General features: G+C 47.4%; 20 protein-coding genes. 8 read left to right on the top strand and 12 right to left on the bottom strand.

Translation table 11 applies throughout. The features are described 5' to 3' along the window. Positions 1-9: 9 nt before the first annotated feature. From ACQ31U_RS08240 to pntA, 12 genes are all read right to left on the bottom strand, one after another. A complete protein-coding gene (locus ACQ31U_RS08240; protein ID WP_431051056.1) occupies positions 10-357 on the bottom strand; it encodes an ArsC family reductase in 348 nt (115 codons plus the stop codon). Further along, the gene (locus ACQ31U_RS08235) at positions 357-1,499 is read right to left on the bottom strand and encodes a 5-methyltetrahydropteroyltriglutamate--homocysteine S-methyltransferase (RefSeq protein ID WP_431051054.1); all 1,143 of its coding nucleotides are present in this window, start codon (positions 1,497-1,499) and stop codon (positions 357-359) included. Before ACQ31U_RS08235 ends, ACQ31U_RS08240 begins: the two co-directional genes overlap by 1 nt. 152 nt (positions 1,500-1,651) lie before the next feature. After that, positions 1,652-3,013, bottom strand: a complete 1,362-nt coding sequence (locus tag ACQ31U_RS08230) for an esterase-like activity of phytase family protein (protein WP_431051052.1) — start codon at positions 3,011-3,013, stop codon at positions 1,652-1,654. 156 nt (positions 3,014-3,169) lie between these two features. Continuing rightward, a complete protein-coding gene (gene pheA / locus ACQ31U_RS08225) occupies positions 3,170-4,336 on the bottom strand; it encodes a prephenate dehydratase (RefSeq protein WP_431051051.1) in 1,167 nt (388 codons plus the stop codon). 110 nt (positions 4,337-4,446) lie between these two features. Next, on the bottom strand, positions 4,447-4,767 hold the full coding sequence (raiA, locus tag ACQ31U_RS08220) for a ribosome-associated translation inhibitor RaiA (RefSeq protein ID WP_431051049.1): 321 nt from the start codon (positions 4,765-4,767) through the stop codon (positions 4,447-4,449). A gap of 255 nt (positions 4,768-5,022) precedes the next feature. Continuing rightward, on the bottom strand, positions 5,023-5,292 hold the full coding sequence (locus ACQ31U_RS08215) for a GNAT family N-acetyltransferase (RefSeq protein WP_431051048.1): 270 nt from the start codon (positions 5,290-5,292) through the stop codon (positions 5,023-5,025). A gap of 14 nt (positions 5,293-5,306) precedes the next feature. Next, on the bottom strand, positions 5,307-5,522 hold the full coding sequence (gene yacG / locus ACQ31U_RS08210; RefSeq protein WP_431051046.1) for a DNA gyrase inhibitor YacG: 216 nt from the start codon (positions 5,520-5,522) through the stop codon (positions 5,307-5,309). After that, positions 5,512-6,132 carry a dephospho-CoA kinase gene (coaE, locus tag ACQ31U_RS08205; RefSeq protein WP_431051044.1) on the bottom strand — a complete coding sequence of 207 codons (621 nt, stop codon included), beginning with the start codon at positions 6,130-6,132 and terminating at the stop codon, positions 5,512-5,514. Before coaE ends, yacG begins: the two co-directional genes overlap by 11 nt. Positions 6,133-6,141: 9 nt before the next feature. Further along, positions 6,142-6,423 carry a type II toxin-antitoxin system RelE family toxin gene (locus tag ACQ31U_RS08200; RefSeq protein WP_431051043.1) on the bottom strand — a complete coding sequence of 94 codons (282 nt, stop codon included), beginning with the start codon at positions 6,421-6,423 and terminating at the stop codon, positions 6,142-6,144. After that, positions 6,413-6,667 (bottom strand): type II toxin-antitoxin system Phd/YefM family antitoxin, encoded by a 255-nt coding sequence (locus ACQ31U_RS08195; RefSeq protein ID WP_431051041.1) that lies wholly within the window; start codon positions 6,665-6,667, stop codon positions 6,413-6,415. The genes ACQ31U_RS08200 and ACQ31U_RS08195 overlap by 11 nt, the downstream gene beginning before the upstream one ends. Before the next feature lie 132 nt (positions 6,668-6,799). Further along, positions 6,800-8,173 (bottom strand): Re/Si-specific NAD(P)(+) transhydrogenase subunit beta, encoded by a 1,374-nt coding sequence (gene pntB, locus ACQ31U_RS08190; RefSeq protein ID WP_431051039.1) that lies wholly within the window; start codon positions 8,171-8,173, stop codon positions 6,800-6,802. A gap of 10 nt (positions 8,174-8,183) precedes the next feature. After that, on the bottom strand, positions 8,184-9,716 hold the full coding sequence (gene pntA, locus ACQ31U_RS08185; RefSeq protein WP_431051037.1) for a Re/Si-specific NAD(P)(+) transhydrogenase subunit alpha: 1,533 nt from the start codon (positions 9,714-9,716) through the stop codon (positions 8,184-8,186). Positions 9,717-10,095: 379 nt separating this feature from the next. Here pntA and ACQ31U_RS08180 point away from each other — a divergent pair, with 379 nt between their 5' ends. The 8 genes from ACQ31U_RS08180 to glnE all read left to right on the top strand — a co-directional run bounded on the left by ACQ31U_RS08180 (position 10,096) and on the right by glnE (position 18,715). Further along, a complete protein-coding gene (locus ACQ31U_RS08180) occupies positions 10,096-10,491 on the top strand; it encodes a hypothetical protein (RefSeq protein ID WP_431051035.1) in 396 nt (131 codons plus the stop codon). A 14-nt stretch (positions 10,492-10,505) separates the two neighbouring features. Further along, positions 10,506-11,132 (top strand): tetratricopeptide repeat protein, encoded by a 627-nt coding sequence (locus ACQ31U_RS08175; RefSeq protein ID WP_431051033.1) that lies wholly within the window; start codon positions 10,506-10,508, stop codon positions 11,130-11,132. An 80-nt stretch (positions 11,133-11,212) separates the two neighbouring features. Beyond that, on the top strand, positions 11,213-11,944 hold the full coding sequence (sfsA, locus tag ACQ31U_RS08170; RefSeq protein ID WP_431051032.1) for a DNA/RNA nuclease SfsA: 732 nt from the start codon (positions 11,213-11,215) through the stop codon (positions 11,942-11,944). 288 nt (positions 11,945-12,232) lie between these two features. After that, positions 12,233-13,570, top strand: coding sequence for a Fic family protein (locus ACQ31U_RS08165; RefSeq protein ID WP_431051030.1), 1,338 nt, complete (start codon positions 12,233-12,235; stop codon positions 13,568-13,570). A gap of 208 nt (positions 13,571-13,778) precedes the next feature. After that, a complete protein-coding gene (tyrS, locus tag ACQ31U_RS08160) occupies positions 13,779-14,966 on the top strand; it encodes a tyrosine--tRNA ligase (protein WP_431051028.1) in 1,188 nt (395 codons plus the stop codon). A gap of 170 nt (positions 14,967-15,136) precedes the next feature. Then, positions 15,137-15,340, top strand: coding sequence for a glycine zipper 2TM domain-containing protein (locus tag ACQ31U_RS08155; RefSeq protein WP_431051026.1), 204 nt, complete (start codon positions 15,137-15,139; stop codon positions 15,338-15,340). A 116-nt stretch (positions 15,341-15,456) separates the two neighbouring features. Next, complete coding sequence (locus ACQ31U_RS08150; protein ID WP_431051024.1) at positions 15,457-15,732, top strand: hypothetical protein; 276 nt, start codon at positions 15,457-15,459, stop codon at positions 15,730-15,732. Between the two features lie 67 nt (positions 15,733-15,799). Then, positions 15,800-18,715 (top strand): bifunctional [glutamate--ammonia ligase]-adenylyl-L-tyrosine phosphorylase/[glutamate--ammonia-ligase] adenylyltransferase, encoded by a 2,916-nt coding sequence (gene glnE / locus ACQ31U_RS08145; protein ID WP_431051022.1) that lies wholly within the window; start codon positions 15,800-15,802, stop codon positions 18,713-18,715. The last annotated feature ends 17 nt before the right edge of the window (positions 18,716-18,732 follow it).

Genomic DNA, 18,732 nt, shown 5'->3' with positions numbered 1-18,732 from the left:
ACCGCACTTTTACCTGTTGAACACATTTTCATACTGCTTGGCATTAAAACCGATTAACGGCTGCACGCCGCCCAACACAATCGGACGTTTAATCAAGGTCGGTTGCGCCAACAACAACGTAAGTGCGGTCTGTTGATTCAAACCGTCTTTGCTCGCCTGATCCAAATTGCGCCATGTGGTGCTGCGCTTGTTCACCAGTTCCTGCCAGCCGAACAATGCCGCGACTTCGCTTAAATATGCCGCGTCAATGCCGTCCGTGCGGTAGTCATGCAGTTGCGCCGCCACGTTATTCGCCGCCAACCACGCCAAGGTTTTTTTGACCGTGTCGCAATTTTTAATCCCGTAAACCGTAACCATTATTTGCCCCACACTTGTTCGCTGATTTCACGGATAAAATTCAGTTTATCCCACTGTTGCTGCTCGGTCAGAATATTGCCCTCTTCGGTCGAGGCAAAACCGCACTGCGGGCTTAACCCCAGTTGGTTGATGTCCACATATTGCGCCGCTTCTTTAATCCGTTCAATAATGGTGTTTTTGTCTTCCAGCTCACCGCTCTTCGAGGTGACCAAGCCTAAAATCACCTGCTGATCTTGAATGAAACGCAACGGTTTGAAATCGCCGGAACGATCATTGTCATATTCCAAGAAGAAGCCGTCCACCTTGCAGTTGCCGAACAAAATTTCCGCCACCGGCTCATAGCCGCCGGACGAGAACCAAGTGGAGCGGAAATTGCCGCGGCAAATGTGCATGGTGATCGCCATATCCGCCGGACGATCGGCAATCGCCGCGTTGATCATCTTGACGTAATCCCGTCCGATTTGATCGACATCGAAACCGCGCTCGGCATACGCCGCCCGTTTTTCCACCGAGCAGAATTCGCCCCAACTGGTGTCGTCCAGTTGCAAGTTGCGACAGCCCAAATCGTAAAACGCCCGAATCGCTTTTTTATACGCCGCCGCAATATCCGCCAACAGCAATTCATTGTTGTCTTGGTAACGCGCGATCGGCTGGTAATCGGTGGCACGCACGCAGCAGATCAAATGCAACATGCTTGGCGACGGAATGGTGAATTTCACCGGAAAATCGCCGGCGATTTGTTGCAAAGTGCGGTAATGTTGTAAGAACGGGTGGGCGGAAAAATCGATTTTATCCACGATTTTCAAGGTTTTCGGGCGCACATCTTTGTCTTTAAACTGCACCGAAAATTTTTCCGCTTCCACTTCCTGCACGCCGTCCAGCGCCGCCAAGAAATCCATATGCCAAAAAGTGCGGCGGAATTCCCCGTCGGTGACCGCATGCAAACCGACCGCTTTTTGCTGCGCCACCAGTTTGGTAATTTCCGCATCTTCGATAATGCTTAATTCGGTATGGCTGATTTCGCCGCAGTTACATTGCGCCCGTGCTAATTTTAAATTTTCAGGGCGTAAAAAACTGCCGACAATATCATAACGAAAAGGCGCTTTGGTGCGTTGTTGCGCGTGTTCAAAAAGTGTACTCATGTTATGTGTTCCTGTTTTTATTAAAAAAGATGGCAACGATGATAACAAATCCAACCGCACTTTGCACAACGATCGCAACAAAAACGAGCGCAACAAAAATGCCTTATTCGGTGGGAATAAGGCATGATTTCATAGAGAAAAGCAAAGTGCGGTTATTTCAACTGCAATAACTGTTCCACATTCAACAAAATCAATTCGTTATCATCCGCTTTATTCGGATCGCGGCTGCTGGAGAACGGCAGATTGTTATCGTTGCCGACGATAATCTGTTTATCATCAACTAAGTCGACATTTTCAATCGTAAAGAACGGGAATTTAAATACGCCTTGGCTGAGCGGTTTTTTCGCGACCTTGTTCGGATCTTGAATATTAAGCAAATCAATATAACCCAATTTTTCGACGTTCTGTCCGATATTCGACTGATCAAACTTAACCAGATAGACGCGTTTGAATTTCGGTAAATTCGGGAAGCAAGCGGTTTTATCTTTTGCCTCGGCGGCACAGGCTTTTTCCGCCACGCCTTCGCCGTTATCGCGTTCAATAACCAAAGCACGCTTGGCGTCGATCATATTGAAATCGCCGATGGCGTGGTGATTGGCTTCCAACGGATATTTCCAGAAATTGCCGGTCCACGCTTTTTTCGCCGTATCAAATTCCAAAATGCGCAAATATTCTTTGCCGCCGTCGTTTTCATAGCTGTTGGCGGCGCTGTTCCATAAAGCCCCTTCCAACAGCGGATAGAGTTTGCTGCCGTCCGGTGCTGCCGCCATGCCTTCAAAGCCTTTCGAGCGTTTCACTTCAAAGCTGATTTTATCATTCGGTGTGCCCGGCAAGCGTTGGGTGAAATGATCCGGCGAACGAATTAATTTGCCGTCCACTTGGGTTTCAAAGAAGTTCAACACTTTACCGTCCATATCGGTTTGAATCAGATAAGGTCCGAACTCTTCGCCAATCCAAATGCGATTATCCATGATTTGAAAGCTCTCCGGATCGAGATCCGCCCCGGTCAGATAACGTTTTTCGCTGGCTTCATTGACGATATGGAACGGGATTTTTTTATCCGGATCATGCAGGAAAACCGTTTTTTTCGGCGTAAAGGTCTCTTTCGCGAAATCAACATCATATTGGGTCAGATATAACATAAAATCCGGTGAATTGGCTTTCGAGCCTGCGCCGTTATCGATCAACATCCAGTAACTGCCGTCGGTCATACGTTTGATGCCGGAATGCCCTTGCAGCGGCTGCCCGTCAAACGGCAAGGAAATACCAGTCGGACGACCATCAGACAAGCCTTCAATGCTGCGTAAGGTTTCAACCCGTTTGCCGGTGGTGAATTTACCACTGTGCTGCAAACTTTTCGGTGCGTCATTCGGGGCGGCGACAAAGGTTTCCGCCGGTAAAATCACATGCCCCGCCAACACCGCAGGATATTCCTGCGCAGCGCTTGCAGCTTGCACCGTGCCGAGGGTCAAAAGTGCGGTAAGGCTTAGTGTATAATATGATTTTGCTGCCATGTTACATCTCCTTTTTAAGTTAACTAGCAATTAAGTTAAGTACGAATAAGCCGGGTGAAAGTCGGCTTAATTGTAGGTGATTTTTATGACAGGAATATGACTGCGTACAAAAGCCAAAGTGCGGTTGAAAAATTCTCAACCGCACTTTCAGGCAAATTATGCTTCCGCAGGGGCAACCGGCTGCACAATTTCGCTTGGATAACAGCCGAGAATTTTAAGGTAGGTGCTGACCTGTTTCAGTTCCTCAAGTGCGGTTTGGGTTTGCGGATCGTGGATATTGGCTTCGATTTCCAGATAGAACATCTCTTCCCACGGGCGACCGTAGATCGGACGCGATTCCAGTTTGCTCATTTGAATGCCGTGATTTTTAAACACCAATAACGCATCAACCAACGCACCGGCTTTTTGTTCGGTGCTCATCAACAGCAGGGTTTTGGTTTGCAATTGCGGCGACACCGCAATCGCTTGTTTGGCGATCACGATAAAACGGGTGATGTTGTTCGGTTGGTTGGCAATGTCGGTTTTCAGCACGCGCAGACCGTACAACTTGCCGCCGTCGGCATTGCCCAATGCGGCGATATTCGCTTTATTCAGTTGCGACACCAACTGCATGGCGTGTGAGCTGCTTTCGCAATAGTTAATGTGCACCCGTTCCAGCTGTTGGATAAACCGGCTACATTGCGCAATCACTTGCGGGTGGCTATACAAGGTGTCGATCTGCTCAAGTGCGGTATCGCTTGCCACCAGCACGCAATGTTTAATCGGGTAAGTCAGCTCGCCGACGATCGATAATTGGGTGTTTTGCAACAAATCATAGACATCGTTAATCGCGCCCGACGTAGTGTTTTCCAACGGCAGAATGCCGTAATCCGCCTCGCCGTTCTCCACTTTATCGAAAATTTGCTGAAAACTGTCGCTGCTCAATTCAAGCAACTGTTTTTGATAGCGTTCGGCATATTGGCGCGCGGCTAAATTGGAATACGAACCACGCACGCCTAAAAACGCAATGCTGATACTATTTTCCCGTTGCCGGTTCAGTTTATTTTGCAGGTAAGCCTGTTGCGTCAGCACCGAATCTTCGATGATTTTTTGAAAAATTTGGGTGATATATTGCGGTTCTAATTGATAATTTTGCGCCTCGGCAAACTGAATCAGCTCTTGCAACAGTTGCTGCTCACGATTGACATCACGCAGCGGCTTTTTGCTTTCTTCTTTGCTGCGCACCACATCATAGGCTAAACGGTGACGTTCTGATAACAATTTCAATAAGTTGCGATCAAGTTGGGTGATTTGTCGGCGAATTTCGGTCAGATCTTTCGGCATAACGGTTTCGATTCCTTAATTTTTTTATCATTTTATGTAGTAAACCGATTATTCTCAAGATAAAAAAACCCGACATCACGTCGGGTTGGAAAGGATTGTGTGATACCAACTTATTCAAACGAATCTTTTAATCTTTCGTTGGCACGGCGCGCTTCGCCTTTGTGCTGTAATTTGTTCAGCTGACGTTCCAGTTTTTCTTCCAGCTCATTGATGGTTTTATACATATCTTCGCCTTCGGCACTGGCGAACAGATCACCAAGCGGCGTGCCGATTGAGGCTTCAGCCGAAAAGCCTTGCGGCAGCTTGTTTAAAATAAAATGCGGATTAATCAGTTGGGTTTGCCATTTATCCAATTTGGCGACGCGCTCCTCAATGTGAGAACGAATTGCAGGGGTAATTTCCATTTGTTTGCTTGTAATTTTTACTGCCATAGTATTTACCTCTTTTTTAGGTAGGTTGCGAGTGCGAACACTCAAGAAAAATCCATTTCGCTTTAATGATAAAGTAGTCCTACTGTACGCAGATTTCAAGCCTTTTTCGTTGTTTCATAACACAATTTATTAAAAAACAGGCATGGGGCAAAAAATCGCATAATTTCGCTTTTATTTTGTATTAAAGTTGTTATGATAATCGGGATAAAATATTTTATCCCGCCGAATAACCACTGATTTTTATTGTTTTTTCCGCTATTTTACTCTTTTTTCGCGTCGCATTTTGCTTTCGATATAACTGCAACTCGCTTTAACCTGATACCCCTGTTGATCGACAAATTCAATAAACGCCCGATACAGTTTATCCGCCACGCCTTGTCCGCGCAGCGAAGGATCAACGTGGGTGTGATAAGCCTCAAGCGTATTTTCAGCTACAGTGCGGTATGCCAATTCGGCAATCCGCACGCCGTCGCGCTCAATCACGAATGCGCCTTGTCCGCCCTGTTGTTGGTGTCGAATCTCCATCTTATTTCTCCTTTTTAATGTTTAACCCAATCCTGCGCCTCGCCGCTAATGCTGCTGTCGAGGGCAAAATCGGCGGTGTCCGAGGCAATGGCTTTTTCTTCGTTCGCCCATTCGCCCAGATCAATTAATTGGCAACGTTTGCTGCAAAACGGACGAAACGGGCTGTTTTCACTCCATTCCACCGATTTATAGCAAATCGGGCAAGGGACGCTGGTGATCTCATTTTTCATGTTCTGTTCCTAATGTTAAATATAACTGATGTAATTCCTGTACTTGGCGGCGCAAATCCGCTTCGGCTTCGGGCAAGGTGCGGTCATTGTTAATCACATCATCGGCGTGCGCCAAGCGTTGTGCGCGGCTGACTTGCGCCTGCATAATCTTTTCAATCTGGGTGCGATTGCTGTTATCGCGCGCAACCGCTCGTTGCAGTTGGGTCTCTGCGCTGACATCAATCACCAGCACCCGATTGCAATACGCGGTCAGGTGGTTTTCAATCAACAACGGCACAACCCACAACACATAAAGTGCGGTCTGCTCCGCCAACTGCGCCAACATTCGCTCGCGAATGGCGGGGTGTAACAACGCATTTAACCACTCGGTTTTCTGTTTGTCATTAAACACAATCCGGCGCAACGCGGCACGATCCAGCTCGCCTTGCGCGGTTATCACCTGCCCGCCAAAATACGCCGCGATCTGCGCCAAGTGCGGTGAACCTTTCTCCACCACCTCGCGCGCCACCACATCGGCATCGATAATCGGCACGCCCAACTCGGCAAACAGATTGGCAACCGTGCTTTTACCGCTGCCAATGCCGCCGGTTAAGCCTATGATATAGGTCATTTGCTATTCCTAACGTTTCTCTGCTATTTTATACACTTCTGCGCCTTCACGTTTACCAATCGACAAGACCAGCACCGTAATCGTATTATCATTCACTTCATACACCAAACGATAACCTGAAGTGCGCAATTTAATTTTGTAACGTGCTGAATAACCAGATAACTTATCGCTCATAATATGCGGTGCGATAAGTCTCTCCGCCAGTTTCTTTTTGAATTGCGCTTTCACCGCCTCACCCAGTTTACGCCACTCTTTTAACGCACGTTTATCAAAGGTTAATTCATAGCTCATCAAGCGAAACCTTCACGGCATCTAATGTGCGCAAACGTTCATCGGCAATTCGGTTTAGTTTCTTATCTTCCAGCATCTCTTGAAAATATTCAAATAATGCAGGCGTTACGCAATAAAATGCCGGTTCGTTGCGGTTTAAAATCGCAATCGCACCGCTATCACTCGCCGCCACCGTTCCCATCGGATTTTTTTTGAGATCGGTAATACTGGCAACAGTATTGGTTAAAATTTGATGTACCGCCATCTTTTCCTCCTCGTTATTTCAACACCAATATAGCACCAATAAAAATCTTTTAAAAATACTTTAAACCGCACTTTTGATATAAAAAAACCTGCTGTCAATGACAGCAGGTTCGATTTCAATCCAAAATAGGAACTACAACGCTTTCAAAATATCGTCCACGCGTTCTTTGGCATCGCCGAACAACATTTGGGTGTTGTCTTTGAAGAACAATGGGTTTTGCACGCCGGCATAGCCCACTGCCATGGAACGTTTGAAGACGATCACGTTTTGCGCTTTCCATACTTCCAGAACCGGCATGCCGGCAATCGGGCTGTTAGGATCGTCTAACGCCGCCGGATTGACGGTGTCGTTGGCACCGATCACCAACACGACATCGGTTTCCGGGAAATCTTCATTGATTTCGTCCATTTCCAACACCACGTCATACGGCACTTTCGCTTCGGCTAATAATACGTTCATATGACCCGGCAAACGCCCGGCAACCGGGTGGATACCGAAACGCACGTTCACGCCTTTATCACGTAATTTTTGCGTGATTTCCGCCACCGGATATTGCGCTTGCGCCACCGCCATGCCGTATCCCGGCGTGATGATGACCGAGCTGGCGTTTTTCAGCATTTCCGCCACTTCTTCGGCGTTGGTTTCGCGGTGTTCGCCTTGCTCTTCGTCTGAGCTCACTTGCACATCGTTACCAAAACCACCGGCGATCACGCTGATAAAAGAGCGGTTCATCGCTTTACACATAATGTAAGACAGAATCGCACCGGAAGAACCGACCAACGCGCCGGTAACGATTAACAGGTCATTATTCAACATGAAACCTGCCGCCGCTGCCGCCCAACCGGAATAGGAGTTCAGCATGGAAACCACCACCGGCATATCCGCGCCGCCGATGGAAGCCACCAAATGCCAACCGAACGCTAATGCGATAATCGTCATCAGAATTAACGGGAATAAGCTGGCGTCACCGACAAAGGTGATCATCAACAACACCGATACCACCACCGCAGCCAGATTCAATTTATGACGGTGTGGCAAGGTAAGGGCTTTCGAGTTGATGATTCCGCGCAATTTACCGAACGCCACAATCGAACCGGTGAAGGTCACCGCACCGATAAAGATCCCTAAAAAGACTTCGACATCGTGGATATTCTGCATGACAGAATCCATCACGCCGTGCGGGGCGAAATAGCTGTTGAAGCCGACCAAGACCGCCGCCAAACCAACGAAGCTGTGCAAAATCGCCACTAATTCCGGCATTTCGGTCATTTCGACTTTCAACGCGCGTTGGATGCCCAACACCGCACCGATGACCATCGCAATGATGATCCACCAATGCCCTTGGGTTTCCGGTCCGAAAATGGTTGCCACCAACGCAATCGCCATACCGACGATGCCGTACCAACAACCTGCTTTTGCCGTTTCATGTTTAGAAAGGCCTGCCAAACTCATAATAAACAGTAGCGCAGCTACAATATAAGCGGCTTGTACAAAACCTGCTGACATTCTTCTCTCCTTAACCTTTTCTGAACATGGCTAGCATACGCTGTGTGACTTTGAAGCCGCCAAAAATATTGATACTGGCAACCAGCACCGCAATAAACGACAGGAATGTCACCACGCCGTTGCCGTGCCCGATTTGCAATAATGCGCCGACAATAATAATCCCGGAAATCGCATTGGTGACCGCCATCAGTGGCGTATGCAACGCATGGCTGACATTCCACACCACATAATAGCCGACCACACACGCCAACACGAACACCGTGAAGTGCGACAGGAACGCCGCCGGCGCAACCGAAGCCAACCACAAGAAGGCGATTGCCGCCCCTGCCATCACGCCGTATTTCACGGCCGGATTGACCGGTTTTTCTTCTTTTTTCGCCACCGGTGCCGCGGTGGCTTTTTGTTGCGGCTGTGCTGAGACTTGAATCGGCGGGGCAGGCCATGTCACTTCGCCGTCGCGTACAATGGTCACGCCGCGCAAAATCACATCGTCAAAGTCGATATTGATGTTGCCGTCTTTCTCTTTGCACAACAGTTTCAGTAAATTGACTAGGTTTGTACCGTACAATTGCGACGATTGGGTCGGCAAACGGCTCGGCAAGTCGGTGTAACCGATAATTTTCACTTGGTTGTCGGTGGTGACCACTTCGCCGGCTTTGGTTAGTTCGCAGTTGCCGCCGGTCGCCGCCGCCAAATCGACGATCACGCTGCCCGGTTTCATTGATTCAACCATTTCTTTGGTAATCAAACGCGGTGCAGGTTTGCCCGGGATAAGTGCGGTGGTGATGATAATATCCACCTCTTTCGCTTGCTCGGCATACAGCGCCAACGCACGACGGTTGAATTCGTCGGACATCACTTTGGCGTAACCGTCGCCGCTGCCGCCTTCTTCTTTGAAGTCGATTTCAAGGAATGACGCGCCCATGCTTTGTACTTGCTCTTTCACTTCCGGACGGGAGTCGAACGCGCGCACGATTGCGCCCAAGCTGTTTGCCGCGCCGATTGCCGCCAAACCGGCAACCCCGGCGCCGATCACCAACACTTTCGCCGGCGGCACTTTGCCTGCGGCGGTGATTTGTCCGGTGAAGAAGCTGCCGAATTCGTGCGCCGCTTCCACCACCGCACGATACCCGGCGATATTCGCCATGGAGCTTAACGCGTCTAATGCTTGCGCGCGCGAGATACGCGGGACGGATTCCATGCCCAACACATTGATTTTTTTCGCTGACAGTTTTTCGACTAATTCCGGGTTTTGCGCAGGCCAGATAAAGCTGACTAACGTCGCCCCCGGTTTAATCTGTGCAATTTCATCATCGGTTGGCGCATTGACTTTGAAAATAATATCGGCATTCCAAACGTCACTTGCCGTGCCGACGGTGGCGCCGGCTTCGGTAAATGCCTCATCTTCAAAGCTGGCTTTAAAACCGGCATTATGTTCCACAACAACCTCAAACCCCAGCTTTAAAATCTGCTGTACGGTTTTCGGTGTTGCCGCTACCCGACTTTCATTGTCAAGCAGTTCTCTAGGTACACCAATTCGCATAATCGTTAACTTCCTTAATTGGCTGGTTAAAAAAGTTTGGGCATGCAACTGCCCAATCCCAAAAGCGCAGACTGACTCCAATCTTTGCCACAATCATTGCCGCGACCGCACTTGCCGAGCGGCAAAAATCAAATCGGTTTAACTTTATCACTACTGGCGCGAAAAATGGAAAGTTTTTTTATAAAAAATCACATTGAATCGCTTACTGATTTAACCCGATCAACAAATCGAATTGCGCATGACATCAACGGCGGTTTATGCGGCAAAATCCCGCCTCGAATCCTTGATTAATGTCTTTAAAATGACTATTATTGAGATATTCTTTACAATCAAACCGATATATCTTCTTCCACTCGAACACTAAGCAAAGGGCGTTGTTATGAAAAAAATGCTACTTCCACTGCTCGGCTCTGCGGTTTTGTTGAGCGCCTGTACCCCATTGTTTAACAACGGCGGTTGGAACCCCGACTTGAAACAACTGAAAGGACAGCATATTTCGGTGGTGCGTGATCGGATTAACAACTGGGCAGACGTTGAAACCGGTATGTTCGGCAATAAATATTTTCTCTACCGCGCTTGCCCTTATTCCGGGCGCGATATGGTGTCAACCAACTATTGGGGCGTCGAAGTCGGTAGACAGCCGATTTATAACTGCGGTGAAAGCTATTTCACCACCAATAAAGACGGCGTAATTACCGATTATCTCGAAGTCGGCTACACCCCGAATACCAACTACCAACAATATTTCCGTGATCTGATTGTGATTAAGAAATAGTGGGCGATCAGATTATGCTTAAAACAATCTCGTTATTCATCTTCGGTTTATTATTTACGTCTGCGATCGCGTTGGCACAACAACCGATTATGCCGGAAAAATTACTGGCGCAAGCGATGAATCTGGTCGAAAAAGGGCAATATGATCAAGCCCTCAATCTGGCTAAACCTTATGCCGAACAAGGCGATCGCGAAGCGGAAAACCTGTTGGGTTATCTTTATCAAGAAGCCTACAACAACCCTGTTGAAGCGATTAAATGGAATAAACGCGCCGCCGCGCAAGGACACGATGTCGCGCAATTTAATTTAGGGCTGAATTACCTGAATATTTATGACTATTCTTCAGCCCGCAAATGGTTTGAAAAATCGGCAGCACAGGGACATATCGCGCCGCCGCTCACCTCGTTGGGTTTGTTGTATTACTATGGTGACGGTGTTGATCGCGACTATGTCAAAGCGGCAGATTATTTTAAGCGCGCGGTTGATCGTGGCGATGCACGCGGCAGCTATTATTTGGCGCTCTGCTATTTAAACAGCCACGGCGTTAAACAAAATTTGGCAGAAGCCAAACGGTTATTGCTGGCAGCTCAAAAAGCCGGCATTCCGAATGCCGCTAAAAAACTCGCCGAATTAGGCTGGTAGTCAACATCATCAAAGTGCGGTTAACCGCACTTTTTGTTATCCTATACTTTTTATTATCCAATATTAAGATAAACATCATTATGCAACTACCGCCGTTACAATCCGCCACCTTAATCCGCCGTTATAAACGCTTTCTCGCCGATATCGAGTTGCCGAACGGTGAAGTTATCACCATTCACTGCGCCAACACCGGCGCGATGACCGGTTGCGGCGAGGCGGGCGACACGGTGTGGTATTCCACCTCTGATAACCTGAAACGCAAATATCGCCACTCATGGGAGCTGACTGAAAAAGCCAACGGTGAGTTGGTGTGCGTCAATACCGCGCGCGCCAATCAGTTGGTACATGAAGCGTTACAGCAAGGAAAAATTGCGGAGTTAGCGCAATACCAACGGATTAAACCGGAAGTGAAATACGGTGAAGAAAACAGCCGGATTGATTTTTTATTACAAACAAACGAGCCGCAAACCGCACTTGCCGATTGTTATGTCGAGGTGAAATCAACCACGCTGGTCGAAAGTGCGGTCGGCATGTTCCCCGATGCCAAAACCGAACGGGGACAAAAGCATTTGCGCGAATTAATCCAAGTGCAACAACAGGGGCAAAGTGCGGTGATTTTTTTCGCCGCCCTGCACAGCGCGATTCAATCGTTCCGTGCCGCCGAGCAGATTGACCCGAAATATGCCGCGCTGCTGCGCCAAGCACAAAAGTGCGGTGTCGAGGTGCTGAGCTACGCTTGCACGTTTCATCAAGAAAATGGCGTGCCGACCGCACTTGAACTGACACAGCGTATTCCGATCATTGATATGTAAAACAATGTAATATTGCTTTCACAAATTAATGATAACCATTATCATTTAAATCACTAGATAACATGAATAAATCTAGATAATCACTCCAACATTTTATGCCTCTCCCCACAAGAGGCTTTTTTTTTGCTTAAAATTTGATGGACCAATCAACAACACGCCAACATTTTATGCCCCTATGCCGATTTACCCACAAGAAGTTTTTGCCTGAAATTTAACCTGCCCGAATCCTAGACAAATTTTATAAAAAGTGTTTAACTAACTCAATTTTAAAAAAATGAGTTAGTCAATATGAGAATATCCAAACCGAAGCCATTGATTGAGTTAATGCCGTTTTTCAGAAGTATCAATATAGAAGATTGGCTCGCATTGCCAAAATTTAACGCCACCGATGAAAAAGGGCGGTATCTGCATTGGGATAAATTCAAGCGAATTTATCCGAAAAATAGCGAACTAGGTTGGCTTGCAACAAAAATGAGCCGCAATTCCCTGATGAGTGTTATCCCTATCGGTAACCTTACCTTTTCTTTTTGCGTCCCAAATTCCTTGCAATCACTGTTGCATTACATTGATAAAAATAGTGGCGGAAGCGTCAGGACAAACAATTTAACCGGCTTGAGTAAATCCGAACAAAATCATTTTTTATTAAAGTCATTGATTATGGAAGAGGCAATCACTTCGGCTCAACTTGAAGGTGCAGTAACCACCAGAAAAGTGGCGAAAGAGATGCTAGAAACGGAAAGAACACCCAAAAACAAAGATGAAATGATGATTTTGAATAATTATTATTTAATGCAAGAAGCAATAAACTTAAAATATGAACCATTATCCGTCAGCATGATTTTAAAATTGCACCGTATAGCGACAGAGAATGCCATAGAAAATAATGCAATTCCCGGCGAATTCAGAAGCGATGATGAAGTTTATATTGCCGATTATGATGGCAACATCATACATCAGCCACCGCCACATAACGAACTGATCGCATTAATGAATAATTTTTGTGAATTCGCAAACGCTAGTCATAATGGCGAAAATACGTTATTCATTCACCCTGTTATCAAAGCGATTATTTTACATTTTTTGATCGGTTATATACACCCTTTCGGCGATGGCAACGGCAGAACAGCAAGAGCATTGTTTTATTGGTTTATGTTAAAAAATGGCTATTGGCTATTTGAGTATATTTCCATTAGTAGGTTGCTTAAAAATGCAGCGAAATCTTATGCCAAAGCGTATATCTACACTGAAACCGACGAATTAGATATGACCTATTTTCTGTATTACCAAGCGGAAATCATCAAGCGCGCTATCAATGATTTAGAAAAATACGTCAATGATAAACAAAGCAGCTTCAAAGAGTTCAGCGCAATTATTTCACGCTATACTGAGAAAGAAACGCTAAACCATAGACAAATACAAATACTACAAAAAGCCGTAAAAGAAACCGGACATATTTTCACTGCCAAAGAAATTAGTAACGAGTATGGAATATCAGAAAATACCGCAAGAAAAGATTTAAATACCTTACTCAACCTAAAATTATTCGGCAGTTTAAAAGCAGGACAGACGATCGGCTATATATCTCCGAATGATTTGCTTGAACGGTTAAAAGACAAAAACCGCTGATAACCCAGCGGTCTTATATCATCTGACACCACTGCCAAAGAAACAAGCTTTAACAGGTTCGCCCCTTTCTCGCCGTATAAATCCACAACGACAAAATTCAAGTCTTGGCTTTTGCCAATTTCTCAGGATTAACCCTTTCTATTTGCATTTTTATGCTTATAATAATCCGTTTATTCTTTATCAATAGCCAATCACATTTGAGAACATTATGACTGAGTTAAATACTGTGCTCGCCGAGCTGAAACGCGGTGTCGAAGAAGTGCTTTCCGAAGCGGATTTAATTGAAAAACTGAAAGAAAATCGTCCGTTACGCATTAAGTTGGGGGCTGATCCGACTGCGCCGGATATTCACTTGGGACATACCGTGGTGTTAAATAAATTACGCCAATTCCAACAGCTAGGGCACGAAGTCTATTTCTTGATCGGTGATTTCACCGGTATGGTCGGCGATCCGTCCGGCAAAAACACCACCCGCCCGCCATTAACGCGCGAAGACGTGCTTGCCAATGCGGAAACCTACAAACAGCAAATTTTCAAAATTCTTGATCCGCAAAAAACCAAAATCGTGTTCAATTCCGATTGGTTAGGGCAATTGGGCACGGAAGGCATGATCCGCCTTGCCTCGAATTATACCGTGGCGCGGATGTTAGAACGTGATGATTTCAAAAAACGTTTCACCAACAACCAACCGATTGCGATTCATGAATTTATCTATCCGTTGCTGCAAGGGCACGATTCGGTGGCGTTACAAGCGGACGTGGAATTGGGCGGCACAGACCAAAAATTCAACCTGCTTGTCGGGCGCGAATTACAAAAATCCGCCGGACAAAAACCACAAGTCGCAATCACCTTACCATTATTGGAAGGCTTAGACGGTGAGAAAAAAATGTCGAAATCCCTCGGCAACTACATCGGTATCAGCGAAGCGCCGGACGAGATGTTCGGCAAAGTGATGTCGATCTCCGATGAGTTAATGTGGCGCTGGTATGATCTGCTCTCTTTCCGCCCGCTCAGCGAAATCGCCCAATTCAAACAAGACGTCGCCAACGGCAAAAATCCGCGCGATCTAAAAGTCTTATTAGCAAAAGAGATTATCGCCCGTTTCCACAGCGAAGCCGACGCTGACGCGGCGGAACAAACCTTTATCAACCGTTTCCAAAAAGGCGCAATGCCGGACGAAATGCCGGAATTTGAATTCCAAGGCGAAATCGGTTTGGCAAACTTATTAAAAGAAGCCGGCTTAGTCGCCTCCACCTCCGAAGCCAATCGCATGGTGCAACAAGGCGGTGTGAAAATCGACGGTGAAAAAGTGGAAGACGCTAAATTGGTGATCAGTGCCTCAAGTGCGGTTTACCAAGTCGGTAAGCGCAAATTTGCCCGCGTGACCGTGCGTTAATCATCTCCGATATTCATTAAACGGCAGCCTCGAACACCTGACGGCTGCCCTTTTCCTTTCATTTGAAGTTTCAACTCTATTTCAAAAATATATTTTTATATTAAAATACGCTAAACTTACGCTTATTTTGCTATCCTGATCACGATTTATTCCATAAATTAGGAGTCTATATGAAAAAAATTGCATTTAAATCTTCTATCTTAGCCCTAGTCTTGTTATTTGCGGCAGGTTGCTCTAATATGACGACCAGGCAAAAAAATACTGCAATTGGCGCAGCTGTCGGTGGCGTTGCGGGGAATGTCATTGGTAACAGCACCGGCGCAACTTTAGGTGGTGCGGCGTTAGGCGGCGTTATCGGCAGCCAAATCGACTAAGACTGACAGGCGGGTTTAAGCCCGCCTTAAACGCCTCTAAACCCACGTTAATAACCACCAACCTTACTTTTCTTTTAATCGGAGTTAATAATGAAAAAATAGAAAAATACCAACCGATGGTCAAAGTTGACGCTTATATGATTCCTGCAAGCGAAGCCGAGCAATACATCGCCGACCGCACTTTAGCCGCCCAACGCCTCGAGCAAGCCATGCTCACCTTCTGCGAGCGTATCGAATACGGTGGAAAAGGCTCGCAAGACGGCGAATTTATCACCGGTATTGATAAAAACGGCGAATACATCGTACTCATGCACCTCAGCCCGGAAGAAGTGGACATGGTGAAAAGCTGTAAAACCGAAGCGGAATTGGTGGCGCTACTGAAAGCGCAATAATTTTCTCCCCATTTCTTTACGCCATATGCTAAATTGACCATACTTTTATTGTCTTTTTAGGATTTCTATGTCGTCACAAAAAATGGCGCTCGAGCCGTCTTATCCTACTGAAAAATTCCAGGCTTTGTTGCAAGCTGCCGATGTGGCTTTGTTAGACAAAAGCGAATTTGCGCAACAGCTTCAAACCGCACTTTCCCTTTCGGATTTTATGAGCGATGTGTTGCACAAACAACCGCACTTAGTCGCGCAATGGGCGCAGCAGCCGCCGTCGTTGCAAAGTTGTGCGGATTATCCCGCACGTTTGCAAGCGGAATTAGCCCGCGTCGAAACCGAAGAACAGCTTTATGCGCTGTTGCGCCGCTTTCGCAATCGGGAAATGGCGGCGTTGAGTTTTTGTCAAAGTTTGAATTTGATGACGGTGGAGCAGAACTTTACCGCACTTTCGCAGTTGGCGGAAAGTCTGATTGTGGCGACGCGCGATTGGCTCTATCCGAAAATCTGTCAGGAATTGGGCACGCCGATGAACAAGTGCGGTCAGCCGCAGCCATTACTGATTTTGGGCATGGGCAAACTGGGCGGGTTCGAGCTGAATTTTTCCTCCGATATTGATCTGATTTTCACCTACCCCGAAAAAGGCGAAACCGTCGGCGCGCGGCGCAGTGTCGATAATTCGCAGTTTTTTATCCGCTTGGCGCAACGGATTATCAAAGCCTTGGATCAACACACCATCGACGGCTTTGTCTATCGCACCGATATGCGCCTGCGCCCGTTTGGCGATGCCGGGGCGTTGGCGTTGAGCTTTGCCGCGATGGAGGATTACTATCAGGAACAGGGACGCGATTGGGAGCGCTATGCGATGATTAAAGCGCGTCTGATGGGCGAGGACGACAGCAATCCCTATCACCAACAACTGAAAACCATGCTGAAGCCGTTTATTTACCGCCGTTACATTGATTTCAGCGTGATCCAATCGTTGCGCGACATGAAAGCGATGATCGAGCGCGAAATCCGTCGCCGTGGCTTGCTGGACAACATCAAATTGGGCGCAGGCGGCATTCGCGAAGTGGAGTTTATCGTACAAGTGTTCCAACTGATTCGCGGCGGGCGCGAACCGGATTTGCAACATCGTTCCTTACTCAAAATCCTACCGCACTTGGTCGAACTGAATTTGCTTGAAGCACAAGAAGAACAAGCCTTGCGCACCGCCTATCTGTTTTTGCGCCGGGTGGAAAACGTGCTACAGGCGATCAACGATCAGCAAACCCAACTGTTACCGCAAAACGAACGGGATAAAGTGCGGTTAGTGATCGCCTGCCGCCAATTTACCGTGTTGAATGCACAAGGCGAAACGCAACAGCTTAATTACCCGATTGAAGATTGGAACGGTTTTTATCGCGTGTTGCAACAGCAGCAACACAGTGTGCGCCATGTGTTCAAGCAGTTGATCGGCGATGAAAACGAAAGTCAGGAAGAACAAAACAACGACTCGATTTGGAACGATTTTTTGCATTTCGGCGACAATGCGGATTATCTCAGCAATAACTTGCAAAGCTATTCATTCAGCCACGCGTTACAACAAAGCTTGCAGCAAACGCTGGCGCAATTTTACCGCGACACGCAACGCCGTCATATCGGGCAACGCGGGCGCGAGGTGCTGAACAAACTAATGCCGCGCCTGCTGGATAAACTGTTCGCCCATGCGCAGGTTGAAAGCGTCTTGCCGAAAATTTTGAATATCCTCAACAAAATCGTCACCCGCACCACCTATTTGGAATTGCTGTTGGAACACCCGTCGGCGTTGGCAATGCTAATCCGCCTCAGTGCCGCGTCGCCGATGATCGCCGAACAGGTCGCCAATTATCCGATTTTGCTTGATGAATTGTTAGATCACAAAACCCTGTTTAATCCGCCGCCGTTCAGCGACTATCGCAACACGCTGAAGGAGTACCTGCTGCGCATTCCGCAAGAGGACGAGGAACAACAAATCGACGCCCTGCGCCAATTCAAACAAGCCACCCTGCTGCGCACCGCCGCCGCCGATATTTTAGAGGTGCTGCCGGTGATGAAAGTCAGCGATCATCTCACTTATCTGGCGGAAGCGATTATCAGCGCCGTGGTCAATCTGGCATGGCAACAGACCGTACAACGGTTCGGCACGCCACAGCATTTGCGGGACGGACAGAAAAACTTTTTAGTGATTGCCTACGGCAAACTGGGCGGAATTGAGCTGGGCTATAATTCCGATTTGGATTTGGTGTTTTTATACGACGCGCCGCCGAACAGCCAAACCGTCGGCGGCAAGCGTAGTATCGACGGTAGCCAGTTTTATCTGCGACTGGCGCAAAAAATCATCAGCATTTTCAGTATCAATACCCGTGCCGGCGTGTTGTACGAAGTGGATATGCGCCTGCGTCCGTCGGGGGCTGCCGGTTTGCTGGTCAGCAGTATCGCCGCATTCGAACAATATCAGCAACAAGAGGCGTGGACCTGGGAACGACAAGCGTTGGTGCGTGCCCGTGCGATTTACGGCGAAACCGCACTTCGCCGGCAATTCGAGCAGATTCGTGCCGATGTGCTTGCCACCCCGCGCGATCTTACGCTGCTGAAAACAGAGGTGCGTGAAATGCGTGAAAAAATGTATCGGCACCTCGCCCAAACCCAAAACGGCTTATTTAATATTAAAACCGATCCGGGCGGGATCACCGATATTGAGTTTATCGCACAATATTTGGTGCTGGCGCACACCCCGACTCACCCTGAGTTGAGCCGTTGGTCGGATAACGTGCGCATTTTCGACAGCATGGCGGAGGCGGGCGTGTTAAGTGCGGTACAAACCAAACAATTAAAGCGCTGTTATGTCGATTTACGCAATGAAATTCACCATTTAAACCTGATCGGTAAAAAATCGATTGTCAGCGAGGCGCAATTTAGTGTAGAAAGGGCGTTTGTCAGAGAAATGTGGCAAATGCTGTTTGCCAACTAAACCATAACCCCAATAAA

The organism is Testudinibacter sp. TW-1, assembly GCF_050613185.1.
Classification (GTDB): domain Bacteria; phylum Pseudomonadota; class Gammaproteobacteria; order Enterobacterales; family Pasteurellaceae; genus Chelonobacter.
This window is presented reverse-complemented; position numbering and strand designations above follow the sequence as displayed.